The following is a 16,105-nucleotide window of genomic DNA, read 5'->3' as shown; positions in this document are numbered from 1 at the left end:
ACGATCGCAGCGATGATTGCCCAGCTAACCCGAGGCACAATAATCGCGCCAGAACTCGCGATAGCCCGCCTCGACCCTGCGCGTGTACGTCTCGACATTGCCGGCGGGCGAAGCTGCGATCCGGGCCGGCAGCTCCGCGCGCAGCTTCGCCAGATGATCGGGCTGCGCTGCGTATTTGCAGGCGATCGCGGCATAGCCCTCGTCGTCGTCGGCAACCCAGTCGCTGAGACCGACGGCGGCCACGATCGAGCCACCGGCGCGCGACGAGGAGCCGCTGCCGAGCTTGGCGACGACCGGGACTCCCGCATAGAGGGATTCCCAGGTGCTGATGCCGCCATTTTGCGGGAAAGTGTCGAGCGAGATGTCGACATTGGCAAAGGCCCGCAGATGCTCGGCGCGGGGGGTCGAGCCCAGGCACGTGACGTTCGCTTCGGCAATGCCCTGCGCCACGAACCGCGCGATCAGGCTGTCGCGCAACAACGGATCGTCAAGCAGCGTATGCTTGACGATGATCTTCGACCCGGTCACCTCCCGCATCACTTTGGACCAGACGCGGATAGCCTCGTCCGAAATCTTGTAGATGCGGTTGAATACGCCGAAGGTGACATGACCGTTGCGGAGCATGGGAGGCTCCGATGCAGGCACATCCAGAACGGGATCGATCGTGATCAGGCACGGCAGGTCAAAGACCTTCTCGACCAGCAGATGGCGCGCCGATTGCGGAATGAAGACCGGATCCGCGAGCACGTGGTCCATGGCCTGAAGGCCCGTGCCGGTCGCATGCCCGAAACCCGTGACCTGAATGGGGGCCGGCTTGCGGGCGAAGACAGGAAGCCTGTTGCCGGTCGTATGCCCGGACACATCGATCAGGATATCGATCCCGTCGGCCTGAATGCGATCGGCCAGCTCGTCGTCCGAAAGCTGCCAGGCGTCGACCCAGACGTCGGCCGCCGCCTTGAATTCCGCAGTCATCTCGTCCTGTCGCGGCGAGCAGGAATAGCAGACGATCTCGAATTTGGCGTGATCGTGATGGCGCAGCACCGGCAACAGCGTGAACGCCGCCGAATGGTACCAGAACTCGGCAGCAACGTAACCGATCACGATCCGCCGCTCCGGATCGAGCTGCCGGGGTAAGAGAGCCCTTCGCGGGAACCTGGCGCCGATCACCTGCCCCCAGTGTTTTCGCGCAGCCTGCTGAACCGCGAAATCGGCCTCGGACAGATAGTCGAGAAAGAAGATCTTCCGCGCGATCAAGTCCGCATTATCCGGCGCGATTGCCAGCGCCGCGTCGAGATGCCGGATCGCGGACGCGATCTCTCCCTGGTTTGCGAAACAGGCGCTCAGCAGGGTCATGGCGATCGCAGAGCGCGGGTTTTCCTCGAGCAAGGTGTTGCAGGCCAAGATCGCCTGCGCCGTATTGCCCATGCTGAGCGAGACTTGCGCCTTCCCCTGCAAGGCCACCTCGAGCCTGGGCGAAAGCGCAAGCGCTGCATCGAAATCCGCCGCCGCCTGTTGCGGGCGCGACAGCGCGAGATTGAGCCGCCCACGATGCGCCAGAGCCTTGGCCGAACCGGGCCTGATCTTCAGCGCCGCCGCGAGCGCGGCTTCGGCCTCATCGTAATGCTTGAGGTCGATACCGACTACGCCTTTGCCGACGAGCGCTTCCGCGTGACGCGGCTGGAACAATAAAGCGCGATCGAAACTTTGCCTGGAGCGCTCAAACTGGCCCAGCGCCAGCTCCGCCAAGCCACGATTGCAAAGCGCATCCGCATGGTCGGGCTTCAGCCTGATGGCGCGATCGTACAGTTCGATGGCCTGCTCGGGCAGGTTCATGTGGAGCAAGGTATTGCCGAGGCCGGTCAGGGCCAGCGCAAAATTCGGCTTCAGCGCGATCGCCTTCTCCTGACAGGTCCGGGCGGCCTCAAATTTCCGACGGCCGAAGTGTACCGCCGCGAGATTGTTGTAGGCCTCGTGCGAACGCGGATCGATCGCGATCGCGCGCTCGAGCAGTTGTTGCGCCTCCTCCAGGCGTCCGCCCTGCTGCACGGACAGGCCGAGCAGGTGTGTGGCGTCGAAATGATCCGGAACAGCTTGCAGGACCTGGCGGCAGAGCGCCTCGGTCTCCGCATATCTGCCCTGGCCATAGGCGCTCGCCGCGGCGGTAATGATACCGTCCGCCTGCTTCTTCAACTTCTTCTGCAATCGCGCATTCTGAAATGCGCGCGCACCGGCGCTGCTCTGCAAGGTTCTCTCCGGAGGATGGCCCGGGAGGAGTCTAGCTGATTCGCAGCCAGGACCGGCTGCTCAGCCGGTCCGGCAAACTCCGGGATATGCCGGTGCTCGGCGCAGGCTTCGCCTACGCAACGTCGCAGCGTTCGGAGGCATCGGCGCAATAGTCGCGCCAGAACTGGCGGTAACCCGCTTCGAGCTCACGCGTGTAGATCTCGACATTGCCTGCGGGCGAGGCCGCGATCCGGGCCGGCAAATCTGCGCGCAACTTCGCCAGATGATCGGGCTGCGTCGCAAACTTGCGGGCGATCTCGATGTAGCCGTCGTCATCCTCGGCGACCCAGTCGCCGAGACCGACGGCGGCGACGATGGAGGCGCCGGCACGCGAGGACGCGCCGTTGCCGAGCTTGGCCACGACGGGAACGCCCTTGTAGAGCGATTCCCAGGTGCTGATGCCGCCATTCTGCGGGAACGTGTCGAGGGATATGTCAACCTGGCCAAAGGCAAGCAGGTGGTCGTTGCGGGAGGTGGTGCCGAGGCACGTGATGCTCTCCTCGGCAATGCCCTGCGCCACGAAGCGCGCGACCAGGCTGTCGCGCAGCAATTGATCGTCGAGCAAACCATGCTTGATGATGATCTTCGATCCCGGCAGTTCGCTCATCAGGCGCGACCACACACGGATCGCGTGATCCGAAATCTTGTAAATGCGGTTGAAGACGCCGAAAGTGACATAGCCGTTGCGGAGCATCGGAAGCTCGGAAGGCTGCTGATCCGAGACGGGCTCGATCGTGATCAGACACGGCAGATCGTGGATCTTTTCGGCAAACAGATGCCGGACCGATGGCGGAATGAAAACGGGATCCGCGAGCACATAGTCCATGGTCTGCATGCCCGTGCCCGTCGCGTGCCCGAAGCCGGTGGCCTGGATCGGAGCCGGCTTCCGCGCGAAAGTCTGCAGCCTGTTACCGGTCGTGTGGCCCGATACGTCGATGAGGATGTCGACATTGTCGGCCTGAATGCGATCGGCGAGCTCGTCGTCCGAAAGCCCCCAGGCGTCAACCCAGACGTCCGCCATTGGCTTGAACATGGCGGTATACTCGTCCGCTCCCGGCCAAGTGTAATAGCAGATGATTTCAAATTTCGTGTGATCGTGATGGCGCAACACCGGCAGCAGAGAGAGCCCCGCCGAGTGCTGCCGGAATTCGGCAGCGACATAGCCGACAACAATCCGCTTTTCCGGATCGAGCGGCCGCTTCGGCAGCGTCCGCCGCGGCAGCTTGGAGCCGATCAGGTCCCACCAGTCTCGTCGCACCGCCTGCTGGACCACGAAATCGGCTTCCTCGCGGTAGTCCTGCAGGAAGATTTTTCCCCTGATCGCATCGCCATAGTCGGGCCTTATCGCCAGCGCGCGATCGAGATATTCGATTGCGGTGTCCATCTCTCCCTGGTTCGAATACGCGAAGCCCATCAACGCCAACCCAATTTCGGAGCGCGGATTTCGCTCGATCAAGGTCGTTGCGGCCGCGATCGCCTGCGCGGTCTTTCCGACGACGAGGCAGGCCTGCGCCTTGCCCCGGAGGGCTAGTTCGAGCTTGGGCGAGATCGCAAGTGCCGCCTCGAAATCCGCAAGTGCCTGCTCCACGCGCTGCAATTCGTAGCTAAGCCGCCCACGCTGAGCCAGGATTCGCGGCGAGCCGGGCTTGATCGCGAGCGCCATGGCAAGCTTGGCTGCCGCATCGTCGTGGTGCCGGAGTTCCATGCTGACCATGCTGTTGCCGACGATTGCCTCGGCATGGCGCGGCTGAAACAGCAGGGCGCGCTCGAAACTTTCCCTCGCGCGCTCGACTTGTCCAAGCAGGATCTCGATCATGCCCCGATTGCAGAACGCATCGGCATAGTCCGGCTTCAACTTGATGGCGCGTTCGTGCAGCTCGAGGGCCTGCCCATACAGCCCCAGATGCATCAGCGTGTTGCCAAGATTGGTCAGCGCGACCGCGAAATTCGGCTTCAGCGCGATGGCTCTCTCCTGGCACCGCCGCGCCTCTTCGTAATTGCCGAGGTCGAAATGCACGGTAGCGAGGTTGTTGTGGGCATCATGCAGGCGCGGATCGAGTGCAATCACGCGCTCGAGCAGCTCTTGCGCCTCCTCCAGTCGCCGGCCGTCATGCGCGCACATGCCGAGCAGGTGCATGGCGTCGACATGATCTGGAAGCGCTTTCAGGATCTCACGGCAGAGCGCCTCGGTCTCCGCATATTTACCCTGGCCATAGGCGCTTGCCGCGGCGGAGAGGACGGCATCCACCTGCTTCTTCAACTTCTTCTGCAATCGCGCGTTCTGGAACGCGCGCGCGCCGGCGCTGCTCTGCAAGGTTGCTCTCCGAAGGGTGACCCGGGATGAGTCTAACTGATTCGCAAGCCTTCCCGGCCGGTCGGCAGAACCGGCGGCACCCCCGGAATTTCCCGGTGCTCAGTGCAGGATCTGGCTCTGGAACAGCCGACCGGCCTACACAGCATCTCCGCCTTCCGGGGCCGCGGCACAATAGTCGCGCCAGAACTTGCGATAACCCGCTTCGACCTCGCGCGTGTAGCGTTCGACGTTGCCGGCGGGCGAAGCTGCGATCCGAGCCGGCAACTCCGCGCGTAACTTCGCCAGATGGTCAGGCTGCGCTGCGTATTTGCAGGCGATTGCAGCATAGCCCTCGTCATCCCCGGCGACCCAGTCGTCGAGGCCGACGGCGGCCACGATGGAGCCGCTGGCGCGCGACGAGGAACCGTTGCCGAGCTTGGCGACGACCGGAACACCAGCATAAAGGGATTCCCAGGTGCTGATGCCGCCGTTTTGCGGGAAAGTATCGAGTGAGATGTCGACATTCGCAAACGCCAGCAGATGCTCGCGGCGCGAGGTCGAGCCCAGGCAGATGACGTTCTCCTCGGCAATGCCCTCGGCCGCGAACCGCGCGATCAGCCTGTCGCGCAGCAATGCATCGTCAAGCAGCCCGTGCTTGATGACGATCTTCGATCCGGTCACCTCTCGCATCACTTTCGACCAGACGCGGATGGCCTCGTCCGAAATCTTGTAGATGCGGTTGAACACGCCGAAGGTCACATGGCCGTTGCGGACCATGGGAAGCTCCGATGGGGGCATATCCATAATCGGCTCGATCGTGATCAGGCACGGCAGATCATGGACCTTTTCGGCAAGCAGATGGCGCGCCGATTCCGGAATGAAGATTGGATCGGCGAGCACGTAGTCCATGGTCTGAAGGCCGGTCCCTGTGGCGTGTCCAAAACCCGTGACCTGGATGGGGGCCGGCTTGCAGGCGAAAACAGGAAGCCTGTTGCCGGTCGTATGCCCGGACACGTCGATCAGAATATCGATCCCGTCGGACTGAATACGATCGGCCAGTTCGTCGTCCGAAAGCTGCCCGGCATCGACCCAGACGTCTGCGAGAGACTTGAATCTCTCGGTAACCTCATCCTGCAACGGCCAGCAGGAATAGCAGACGATCTCGAACCTGGCATGATCATGATGGCGCAGCACCGGGAACAGAGCGAACGCGGCCGAGTGGTTCCTGAATTCGGAAGCGACATATCCAATCACGATCCGTTTGTCCGGATCGAGCTTGCGGGGCGACAACGCCCGTTGCTTCAGTTTGGCGCCGATCGCATCGCCCCAGGATCTTCGCACCGCCTGCTGGACCACGAAATCGGCCTCCGGCAGATAATCCAGCAGGAAGATCTTGTATCCGATGGCATCCGGATAGTCCGGCGAGATTTCCAGCGCCGCGTCGACGTGCGCGAGCGCCGTCGCGATGTCTCCCTGGTTCACGTAGCAGGAAGCCAGAAGCGTCATTCCGATGTCGGATCGCGGATTTTCCTCGAGCATGGTCTTGACCGCCGCAATCGCCTGCGCCGTGTTTCCCAGGAGAATGTTGACTTGCGCCTTCCAGCGCAGCGCGAGGTCAAGCCTCGGCGATTGCGCCAGCGCCGCATCGAAGTCCGCTGCCGCCTGCTCGTGCCGGGACAGGATCAAATTGAGCCGTCCGCGCTGCACCAGAATCCTCGGTGAACCTGGCTTGATCGCGAGCGCTGCCGCGAGGGCGGCCGCCGCCTCTTCGTAGTGCCGGAGCTCGATGCACACCATTCCCTTGCCGGCGATCGCTTCGGCATGACGCGGCTGAAACAACAGGGCGCGATCGAAACTCGCCTCGGCGCGCTCGAACTGACCCATCGTCAGCTCCGCCATGCCACGATTACAAAATGCATCGGCATAGTCCGGCCTCAGATGAATGGCGCGGTCGTGCAGTCCGATCGCCTGCTCGCCGAGGCCCATGTGCAGCAGCGTATTGCCGAGATTGGTCAGGGTGATCGGACAATTCGGCTTGAGCGCGATGGCCTTCTCCTGGCTTGCGCGGGCGGCCTCAAATTTCTGAAGATCGAAATAGACGATCCCGAGATTCCCATGGGCGTCGGGCGAGCGCGGATCGAGCGCAATCGCGCGCTCCAGCAGTTGTCGCGCCTCCTCCAGCCGCCGGCCGTCGTACGCGCGCAGGCCGAGCAGGTGCGTGGCGTGGAAGTGATCCGGAACTTCCTGCACAATCTGGCGGCAGAGTGTCTCGGCCTCCGCGTACCTGCCCTGCCCGAGCGCCTGAATCGCGACGGCCATAACGGCGTCCGCCTGCTTCCTCAGCTTCTTTTCCAAGCGCGCGTTCTGGTATGCGCGCGCGCCGACACTACCCTGCAAGGTCTCTCTCCGGAGTATGGCCCGAAGAGAGACTGGCTGATTCGCATGGTGCCAAGCTGACCGGTCAGTTAGACCGGCGATTCCAGCGAATAGCCGGTGCTCACCGCAAAATCTGGCTCAGGAACAGTTTTGTGCGGGCGTGTTGCGGGCTGGCAAAGAATTCGTGCGGGGTGTTGGCCTCGATGATCTGGCCGGCATCCATGAACACGACGCGGTTGGCGACCTCGCGGGCAAAGCCCATCTCGTGGGTCACGACCAGCATCGTCATGCCCTCCTCGGCGAGGTCGACCATGGTGTCCAGCACCTCCTTGACCATCTCGGGGTCGAGGGCCGACGTCGGCTCGTCGAACAGCATCACCTTCGGGTTCATGGTCAGGGCGCGCGCGATCGCGACGCGCTGCTGCTGGCCGCCGGACATCTGCCCCGGAAACTTGTTGGCCTGGTGCGGAATCTTGACCCGCTCCAGGAATTTCATTGCGGCCGCCTCGGCGTCCTTCTTGGGGATGTTGCGTACCCAGATCGGCGCCAGCGTGCAATTGTCCAGCACGGTCAGATGCGGGAACAGGTTGAAGCTCTGGAACACCATGCCGACTTCGCGGCGCACGGCATCGACATGCTTGAGGTTCGGCCCGAGCTCGATGCCGTCAACGACGATCTCGCCTTCCTGAAACTCCTCGAGCGCGTTGATGCAGCGGATCAAGGTCGACTTGCCCGAGCCCGAGGGGCCGCAGATCACGATGCGCTCGCCCTTGTGGACATCGAGGTCGATGTCGCGCAGCACGTGAAACTCGCCGTACCATTTGTTCAGGCCGGAAATCTTGACGATGGGGTCGGACATGGTGAGCTCGATCAGTTGCGGCGGTGAGCATTGAGGCGGTGCTCGACAAAAAGCGAGTAGCGCGACATTCCAAAGCAGAAGATGAAGTAGATGATGCCTGCGAAGGCGAAACCGGTGAACGCGGTCGACGGCGTCGACCATTTCGGGTCCGAGAACGACGCCCGGAGCGAGCCCAGCAGGTCGAACAGAGCCACGATCGAGACCAGCGAGGTGTCCTTGAACAGCGAGATGAAGCTGTTGACGAGGTTCGGAATGACGTGACGCAGCGCCTGCGGCAGCACGATCAGCGAGGTCGTCTTCCACCAGGACAGCCCGAGGGCCGCCGCGGCCTCGCCCTGCCCGCGCGGGATCGCAGCCAGCCCGCCGCGGACGTTCTCGGCCTGATACGCGCCGGTGAACAGCGCGATGCCGATCAGCGCGCGCACCAATCCGTCGATCGTGAAATTGCCGGGCAGGAACAGAGGCAGCATGTAGGTCGCGAAGAACAGCACGGTGATCAGCGGCACGCCGCGCCAGAACTCGATGAAGGCGATCGAGAAGATCCGGATCAGCGGAATGGTCGAGCGACGGCCGAGCGCCAGCGCGATGCCGATCGGCAGCGAGGTGACGATGCCGGTGACGGAGACCACTAGCGTCACCAGCAGGCCGCCCCACAGATTTGTCGAGACGACCGGCAATCCGCCGTGGTCGAGACCCATCAGTTTGATCACGATCGCAATGGCGACGAAGGTGGCGATGCTGGATGTCAGCGCCCGCCCGCCGGTGCGAACGCCGCCGCCGAGAACGAAGGCGATCAGGGACACGATCGCGGCCGTGATGGCGAAATCGGCCCAGACCGACTGTCCCGTCCCCTGGAGCTGGTCGCGGAGCCAGGTCAGCGGAAAGATCAGCCAGTAGATCGCGGTACCGACCAGCACGATCAGATTGCCGGCCACCCACAGCAGCGGCCCGATGGCCGAGCTCTTGCTGAGAGCGAGCACGGCCCGCCCCGCGCCGATGATACTGTCGTCGAACAATTGCAGCAGGCCGGCCGTCCAGCTCAGGCCGAAGCCGGTGATGCCGCCGCCGTACAGCAGAAAGAATGCAACCACCGGAAAAGCGAAGAAAAACAGGCCGGCGTTCAGTCCTTTCGACGGCAGGCGCGGAATCAGCAACGGCAACAGCAGAACCGCCGCCAGGACGAGCGTGAGGTTGACCCGCCAGCGTTCGGCCTCGGGATAGAAACCGTAGATCAGTTGCGGCAGCTTGGCCTGGATGTAGGGCCAGCAGGCACCGACGGCAAAGCCGGCGGTCTCGGTCAGGCATGCCGTGCGATCATGACCGGTCCAGACCGCATCGACCATCAGGAACTTGACGCTGGGAATGATGGTGAACCACAGCAGCAGGGCGCCGACGATCGTGAGCAGGATATTGGTCGGCGAGTTGAACAGGCGCGTGCGCACGAGGCCGATGAAGCCCGTGGTCTTCACCGGCGCGGGACGCTCATTGAGAAGGTCCTGGCGGACGAAACTGGACGAGGTGATATCGCTCATGCGCCGAGGCTCCGGCTGACGCGCCAACCGTAGACGCTCATGACGGCGCTGGTGAGCAGCGAGATCAGGAGATAGACGCCCATCGTCATGGCGATGATCTCGATCGCCTGCCCGGTCTGGCTCAGCGACGTGCCGGCGAACACGGAGACGAGGTCGGGATAGCCGATCGCGACCGCCAGGGAGGAGTTCTTGGTCAGGTTGAGATACTGGTTGGTCAACGGCGGAACGATCACGCGCATCGCCTGCGGCACGACGATCAGGCGGAGCGTGGTGCCGCGGCTCAGGCCCAGCGAGGATCCGGCCTCCATCTGGCCGCTGTGGACGGAGAGGATGCCCGCGCGCACGATCTCGGCGATGAAGGAGGCCGTGTAGGTCGACAAGGCCAGCGTCAGTGCCACGAACTCCGGGATGATCCGCGAGCCGCCGGCAAAATTGAAGCCCTTGAGCTGCGGCAGCTCGAAGCTGAAGGGCAGACCGAAAATCAGCATGGTGACGAGCGGAAGGCCGAACAGAAGGCCCAGCACGTAGGGCCAGATGCGGATCACCTGGCCCCGCTGGAACAGCGCCCGGCGTGCATGGACGCGGAGCGCCAGCGAAGCCACGATGCCGAGCGCCAGCACCACAACAAACGCCTCGAAGCCGCTCTCGCCGATCGGGCGCGGGATGACGAGACCGCGATTGCTGACGAAGGCAAGCCCGAACAGCGAAATGCTTTGCCGCGGATTGGGCAAGGCCGCGAGCACCGCCAGGTACCAGAACAGGATCTGGAACAGCAGCGGCAGGTTGCGAATGATCTCGACATAGAGCTCGCCGATGCGCGACAGCAGCCAGTTGGGCGACAGCCGGCACAGCGCGACGATGAATCCGATCACGGTGGCAAAGAAGATGCCCACCACCGAGACCACGAGCGTGTTGAGGAGCCCGACCACGAACACGCGCAGGAACGTGTCCGAGCCGGTATAGGAGATCAGGGTCTGGTTGACGTCGAAGCCGGCATTGTTCCTGAGGAAGCCAAACCCTGCGGCTATGTGCTGGTTCTCGAGGTTGGCGCGGGCATTGGAGACGATTTCATAGGCAATCCAGCCGAGGACCGCAGCGAAGACAAACTGGACGGCGATGCCGTTCCAGCCTGTCTTGCCGCCCAGCACGCGCCTGATCTTCAGCGCGATCTGGGTCGGCGGTTTTCGGGCCTCGGTGCTCATCGCCGCTATCAGGCGGGATCAGCGGATCGGCGGCGCGTACTGGAGACCGCCCTTGTTCCAGAGATTGTTGAGGCCGCGATTGATGGCGAGCGGCGAGCCGGCGCCGACGTTACGGTCGAACACCTCGCCATAATTGCCGACGGCTTTCACGATGCGCACCACCCAGTCCTTGGTCAGTCCGAGCTGTTCGCCGAAATTGCCGTCGGTGCCGAGCACGCGCTTCAGCTCCGGGTTTTCCTGCTTCGCCTTCTCGTCGACGTTCTTCGAGGTCACGCCGAGCTCTTCGGTGGTGATCATTGCGAACAGCGTCCATTTCACGATGTCGAACCACTGGTCGTCGCCGTGGCGAACCATCGGCCCGAGCGGTTCCTTCGAGATGATTTCCGGCAGCACCATGTGATCGCCGGGGTTGGCGAGCTTGAGGCGGTTGGCGTACAGGCCCGACTGGTCGGTGGTGAAGACGTCGCAGCGCCCGGCCTCATAAGCCTTCACGGTTTCGTCGTTGGTGCCGAACGCGATCACCTCGTACTTCATGTTGTTGGCCTTGAAGTAGTCGGCGAGGTTCTGCTCTGTGGTGGTTCCGGTCTGGACGCAGACCGAGGCGCTGTTGAGCTCGAGCGCCGAATTCACCTTCAGCGACTTCTTCACCATGAAGCCCTGCCCGTCATAATAGGTCACGCCGGTGAAGTTGGCGCCGAGCGAGGTATCGCGCGAGAGGGTCCAGGTGGTGTTGCGCGACAGCACGTCCACTTCGCCGGATTGCAGCGCCGTGAAGCGGTCCTTGGCGGACAGCGGCACGTACTTGACCTTGGTCGGATCGTTGAAGATCGCGCCCGCGATCGCGCGGCAGACGTCGACGTCGAGGCCGGTCCAGTTGCCCTTGTCGTCGGGCGAGGAGAAACCAGGGAGGCCCTGGCTGACACCGCAGGCCAGCATGCCGCGGTCCTTGATGGTCTTGAGCGTTTGGGCATCGGCGGCTTGGGCGGAGAGGCCGGCGGCGAGAGCAAGAGTGAGAGCCAGGGTTACGCGTTTCATGGGCTTTGGGCCTTTCAAAGTCGTCTCAAGGTCAGGAACGTTATCTTTGGGATCGTCTCTGCCAGGGCTAGCCGTATCAAGACCAGCCTTGCAAGAGTCATGCTGGAAACCTTGCCGAACACCCGCCGATCCAGGGAGGCCACACCTTAATCCCCGCCGAGAGGCGCCCGCCGCTTATGGCTATGGCGCAAGGTCCGGTCAGGCGATGGATCGAAGGTCGCAGCAGGCCCCTCAACATGCGGCGACTGAATAGCACCTGCGCATCACAGAACGACTGGCGAGCCGGGTCAAGGGGTTGACGGGACTCTTCTGTGATCTGTTATTAACGAGGACGGCCTCCGGCCGGCCCGCAAGGTCGCCTCGCGCCAAGCGGAAACGCGGTTTTGAAAGCAGACGCATGGATTCCTCGCACCCCACCGAGCAGCAGGCCGAGACCCGGCTGGTCACCTCCGGCCGCGACACCAAGGCGCAGAAGGGGTTCGTCAATCCGCCGGTGTTCCACGGCTCGACCGTGCTCTATCCGACCGCCGAGGACCTCCATGCCCATCGCGGCGAGTTCACCTATGGCCGCCACGGCTCCCCCACCACCAAGGCTTTCCAGGAGACGCTGATGGCGCTGGAGGGGCCGCAATGCGCCGGCGTCGGCATCGTGCCGTCGGGCCTGTCGGCGATCTCCACCACCCTGCTCTCGGTGCTGAAGACCGGCGATCATCTCCTGGTCTGCGACAACGTCTACCGGCCCTCGCGCAATTTCTGCAACGCCATGCTCGCCCGCCTCGGAATCGAGACCACCTATTTCGATCCGATGATCGGCGCCGGCATCGACAGGCTGTTCAAGCCGAACACCCGTGCGGTGCTGGTGGAGGCGCCGGGCTCGCAATCGTTCGAGATGCCTGATATCCGCGCCATCGCCGAGATCGCGCATGCGCGCGGCGCGCTCGTCATCGACGACAACACCTGGGCGACGCCGCTCTACCACCGCTCGCTCGAGCAGGGCGTCGACATCAGCATGCAGGCCGCGACCAAATATATCGGCGGCCATTCCGACATCATGTTCGGCACCGTCTCGGCCAACGCCAAGGCGTGGCCGATGGTGGCCGAAGGCATCCGCCTGCTCGGTGTCTGCGCCGGTCCGGACGACGTCTTCCTGGCGCTGCGCGGCCTGCGCACCCTGTCGGTACGGCTCGCGCAGCATCATCGGTCCGGGCTCGACATGGCGCGCTGGCTCGCAGCCAGGCCCGAGGTCGCGCGCGTGCTGCATCCGGCACTCGAAACCGATCCGGGGCACGCGATCTGGAAGCGCGACTTCACGGGCGCCTCGGGCCTGTTCAGCATCGTGCTGAAGCCGGCGCCACGGGAGGCCGTCGACACCATGCTGAACACGCTCAAGCTGTTCGGCATGGGCTTCTCCTGGGGCGGCTTCGAGAGTCTTGCGATTCCCTTCGACTGCGACGGCTATCGCACCGCGACCAAGTGGGCGCCGGGCGGCCCTACCCTGCGTCTCCACATCGGGCTCGAGAGCACCGACGACCTCAAGGCCGATCTCGACCGCGGTTTCGCTGCCCTCAAAGCGGCAATGTGAGCCTGCTCACAAGGCATTCCGCCTGAGGACGCGGCACCGCGTCCCGGGGAACGCGCAGCCGCCCAAGGGCGTTGACGCCCACGCGCCAACAAAGGGTTGATCCGCTGAAATTTGGCGCTAGCCTCACCAATCGACTCCAATCCGGACACGGAGCATGGGAACGTTGGTTCTGCTCGATCTGATGGGCGGCGTGGCGCTGTTGCTGTGGGGCCTGCACATGGTCCACAGCGGAATTCTGCGCGCCTTCGGCCCGGATTTGCGGCGGCTGCTCGGCAGGGCGCTCGGCAACCGCTTCAACGCGTTCGCCGCCGGCCTCGGGCTGACCGCGCTGCTCCAGAGCAGCACCGCGACCGCGCTGATCACCAGTTCGTTCGCAGCAGAAGGACTCGTCAGCCTCGCCGCCGCACTCGCCATCATGCTGGGGGCCAATGTCGGCACGACGCTGATCGTGCAGGTGCTGTCGTTCAACATCGCAGCCATCGCGCCTGTCCTGTTCGTGCTCGGGCTGGTCGCCTTCCGCTCCGGTCCGCGCTCGCGCATCAAGGACATTGGCCGCGTCCTCATCGGCCTCGGCCTGATGCTGCTGTCGCTGCACATCCTGCTCGACACGCTGGCTCCGGCCGAGAACGCGCCCGGCGTCCGCGTCATCATGTCGGCCATCACCGGCGATCCCATTCTGTGCATCGTGATCGCCGCACTCATCACCTGGGCCGTCCATTCGAGTGTCGCCAGCGTGCTCTTGATCATGTCGCTGGCCTATTCGCAGTTCATCACGCCCTATGCAGCGCTGGCCCTCGTGCTCGGCGCCAATCTCGGCAGCGCCATCAATCCCGTGTTCGAGGGCGCCAGGCGCGACGATCCCGCCAGCTATCGCCTGCCGCTCGGCAATCTCGTCAACCGCGTGGTCGGGATTGCGCTGGTTCTGCCGTTCCTGAACGGGATCGCAGCGCACATGCACGCATGGCAGCCGGATCTCGCCAGGATGACGGCAGCCTTCCACATCGCCTTCAACGTCGGCACCGCCGTCATCTTCATCGGGCTGCTCGACACCATGTCCCGGCTCCTGACCCGGCTGCTGCCCGATCGGGTCCAGGAAGACGATCCGGCCCGGCCGCGCTATCTCGACGAGAGCGCACTGGAGACGCCGTCACTGGCGCTCGCCGATGCCGCCCGCGAGACGCTGCGGATGGGCGACTTCGTCGAGGTGATGCTGCGCAAGGTCATGGCCGCGATGATGACGGGCGACCGCACCTTGGTCGACCAGGTCACGAAGATGGACAATGTGGTCGACGGCCTGGATGAAGCCATCAAGCTCTACGTGACGAAACTTATGCGCGGCAGCCTCGACGAGAGCGAGGGACGGCGCGCGATGGAGATCATCTCCTTCGCCATCAATCTCGAGCATATCGGCGACATCATCGACAAGAGTCTGAGCGAGCTTGCGACCAAGAAGATCAAGCGCCGTTTCCAGTTCTCGGCCGAGGGCGCCGACGAACTCGCCGCCTTCCACAAGCGAACGATGGAATCGTTGCGGATCGCCTTCGGCGTCTTCATGTCGGGCGATGCCAACGAGGCAGGCAAGCTGCTGGTGGAGAAGACCACGCTGAAGAACGCCGAGCTCGCCGCCGTCGAGCACCATCTCGACCGCCTGCGCGAGGGCCGCCCCGAAACCATCGAGACCACGTCGCTGCACCTCGACGTGCTGCGCGACCTGCGCCGGATCCATTCGCACATCTGCTCGGTCGCCTATCCCGTGCTGGATGCCGCGGGCGAGCCGTATCGCAGGACTGAGACGGAGACCGCCGCCCTGCCCGCATCGGGCGCGGCGTCGGCGCTGCCGCGCTAAGGTTCCTGGTCAGCGCTCCAGCGTTTTCGACGTGCGGCCGCGGTTCTTCCAGATCAGCATGATGTTGCGGACGTAGATGATGGTCGCGAGCGACTGTCCGAGGATGATCACTGGCTCGCGCTTCACGACGCCGTAGACCAGCGTCATCAGCCCGCCGCCCATCGAGCAGAACCAGAACGCCACCGGCACCACGCTGTTGCCGGCCCGCTCGCTCGCGATCCACTGCACCAGGAAGCGCGCGGTGAAGAACAGCTGCGCGACGAGGCCGAATGCCAACCAGAAATCGAACTTGGCGACGAAGACGTCGTAGAAATAATTGCTCAGCGCCTGACCGTATTGGATGATCATGCCGTCACCTCAGTCACATCCGGTGTCGGCTTCTTGCGGCGGATCAGCCACCACACGCCGGCGAGATCCATGATGCCGATCCACAATCGGTCGAAGAAACCGTAATTCGACACGCCGGAGTGGCGCGGCCGGTCGATCACGTCGACATAGGCGATCTCGTGGCCTTCCCGGCGGACCAGCGCCGGCAGGAAGCGATGCAGGCCGTCGAAATAGGGCAGCGCCAGAAAGACGTCGCGACGGAACGCCTTCAGTCCGCAACCCGTGTCGCGTGTGCCATCGTTCAGGATCGCATTGCGGACCTTGTTCGCCACGCGCGACTGGAATTTCTTGAAGCCGGTGTCCTTGCGCCCGACCCGCTGGCCCGCGGCGAGACCGACATGGGCGCCCTTCTCCACCGCCGCAATCAGGTCGGGCAGGAAGGCCGGATTGTTCTGTCCGTCGCCGTCGAGCGTCGCCACGATCGCCCCGCGCGCCGCACGCACGCCGCTGCGCACCGCCGCCGACTGACCGCCTGACCTGGCATGGCGAAGCTGGCGCAGATTGTCCCGCTGCTTCATGATCGCGCCGAGCCGTTCGCCGGTCGCGTCGGTCGAACCGTCATTGACGTAGATGATTTCATAGGCCCAGCGGCCGTCGAGCGCCGCGCCGATCTCCGCGATCAGGGGAGCGATGTTGTCGGCTTCGTTGCGCACGGGAACGACGATGGAAACCGCAGGCTGGGAAACCGAAGGCTGGGACGACGACAAATC

At 63.8% G+C, this 16,105-nt stretch carries 11 protein-coding genes; 2 read left to right on the top strand and 9 right to left on the bottom strand.

Features of this window, described 5'->3' with window-relative positions; all coding sequences use genetic code 11:
- Positions 1–24: 24 nt before the first annotated feature.
- The 7 genes from JQ572_RS26550 to JQ572_RS26520 form a co-directional block, all read right to left on the bottom strand.
- On the bottom strand, positions 25–2,244 hold the full coding sequence (locus tag JQ572_RS26550) for an O-linked N-acetylglucosamine transferase family protein (RefSeq protein WP_211385781.1): 2,220 nt from the start codon (positions 2,242–2,244) through the stop codon (positions 25–27).
- 112 nt (positions 2,245–2,356) lie between these two features.
- Entirely contained in the window at positions 2,357–4,597 is a 2,241-nt protein-coding gene (locus tag JQ572_RS26545) for an O-linked N-acetylglucosamine transferase, SPINDLY family protein (RefSeq protein WP_211385780.1), read from the bottom strand.
- A gap of 135 nt (positions 4,598–4,732) precedes the next feature.
- Positions 4,733–6,973 (bottom strand): O-linked N-acetylglucosamine transferase family protein, encoded by a 2,241-nt coding sequence (locus JQ572_RS26540; RefSeq protein ID WP_211385779.1) that lies wholly within the window; start codon positions 6,971–6,973, stop codon positions 4,733–4,735.
- Between the two features lie 100 nt (positions 6,974–7,073).
- Positions 7,074–7,811 carry an amino acid ABC transporter ATP-binding protein gene (locus tag JQ572_RS26535; protein WP_211385778.1) on the bottom strand — a complete coding sequence of 246 codons (738 nt, stop codon included), beginning with the start codon at positions 7,809–7,811 and terminating at the stop codon, positions 7,074–7,076.
- A gap of 11 nt (positions 7,812–7,822) precedes the next feature.
- Entirely contained in the window at positions 7,823–9,343 is a 1,521-nt protein-coding gene (locus tag JQ572_RS26530) for an amino acid ABC transporter permease (protein ID WP_211385777.1), read from the bottom strand.
- Entirely contained in the window at positions 9,340–10,545 is a 1,206-nt protein-coding gene (locus JQ572_RS26525; protein ID WP_211385776.1) for an amino acid ABC transporter permease, read from the bottom strand. Before JQ572_RS26525 ends, JQ572_RS26530 begins: the two co-directional genes overlap by 4 nt.
- A gap of 18 nt (positions 10,546–10,563) precedes the next feature.
- Positions 10,564–11,580 (bottom strand): amino acid ABC transporter substrate-binding protein, encoded by a 1,017-nt coding sequence (locus JQ572_RS26520; protein ID WP_211385775.1) that lies wholly within the window; start codon positions 11,578–11,580, stop codon positions 10,564–10,566.
- Positions 11,581–11,977: 397 nt separating this feature from the next.
- Between JQ572_RS26520 and metC the strand changes: the two genes are divergently transcribed.
- Positions 11,978–13,162 (top strand): cystathionine beta-lyase, encoded by a 1,185-nt coding sequence (gene metC / locus JQ572_RS26515; protein ID WP_211385774.1) that lies wholly within the window; start codon positions 11,978–11,980, stop codon positions 13,160–13,162.
- 154 nt (positions 13,163–13,316) lie between these two features.
- The gene (locus JQ572_RS26510) at positions 13,317–15,008 is read left to right on the top strand and encodes a Na/Pi cotransporter family protein (protein WP_211385773.1); all 1,692 of its coding nucleotides are present in this window, start codon (positions 13,317–13,319) and stop codon (positions 15,006–15,008) included.
- 9 nt (positions 15,009–15,017) lie between these two features.
- Here the strand turns inward: JQ572_RS26510 and JQ572_RS26505 are convergent, their stop codons facing one another.
- Complete coding sequence (locus JQ572_RS26505; protein ID WP_211385772.1) at positions 15,018–15,356, bottom strand: lipid-A-disaccharide synthase N-terminal domain-containing protein; 339 nt, start codon at positions 15,354–15,356, stop codon at positions 15,018–15,020.
- Positions 15,353–16,102: a glycosyltransferase family 2 protein gene (locus JQ572_RS26500; protein WP_211385771.1), complete on the bottom strand. Its 750-nt coding sequence runs from the start codon at positions 16,100–16,102 to the stop codon at positions 15,353–15,355. The genes JQ572_RS26505 and JQ572_RS26500 overlap by 4 nt, the downstream gene beginning before the upstream one ends.
- Positions 16,103–16,105: the final 3 nt, after the last annotated feature.

It is taken from the genome of Bradyrhizobium sp. SZCCT0153 (assembly GCF_018129995.1).
Lineage (GTDB): Bacteria > Pseudomonadota > Alphaproteobacteria > Rhizobiales > Xanthobacteraceae > Bradyrhizobium > Bradyrhizobium japonicum_G.
The sequence above is the reverse complement of the archived record's forward strand: the minus strand, read 5'-3'. Positions and strand labels throughout refer to the sequence as shown.

Coding starts and splice junctions, on each gene's coding strand:
- JQ572_RS26535 (WP_211385778.1), bottom strand. CDS start 7,811: ATGTCCGACCCCATCGTCAAGATTTCCGGCCTGAACAAATGGTACGGC.
- JQ572_RS26530 (WP_211385777.1), bottom strand. CDS start 9,343: ATGAGCGATATCACCTCGTCCAGTTTCGTCCGCCAGGACCTTCTCAAT.
- JQ572_RS26525 (WP_211385776.1), bottom strand. CDS start 10,545: ATGAGCACCGAGGCCCGAAAACCGCCGACCCAGATCGCGCTGAAGATC.
- JQ572_RS26520 (WP_211385775.1), bottom strand. CDS start 11,580: ATGAAACGCGTAACCCTGGCTCTCACTCTTGCTCTCGCCGCCGGCCTC.
- metC (WP_211385774.1), top strand. CDS start 11,978: ATGGATTCCTCGCACCCCACCGAGCAGCAGGCCGAGACCCGGCTGGTC.
- JQ572_RS26510 (WP_211385773.1), top strand. CDS start 13,317: ATGGGAACGTTGGTTCTGCTCGATCTGATGGGCGGCGTGGCGCTGTTG.
- JQ572_RS26505 (WP_211385772.1), bottom strand. CDS start 15,356: ATGATCATCCAATACGGTCAGGCGCTGAGCAATTATTTCTACGACGTC.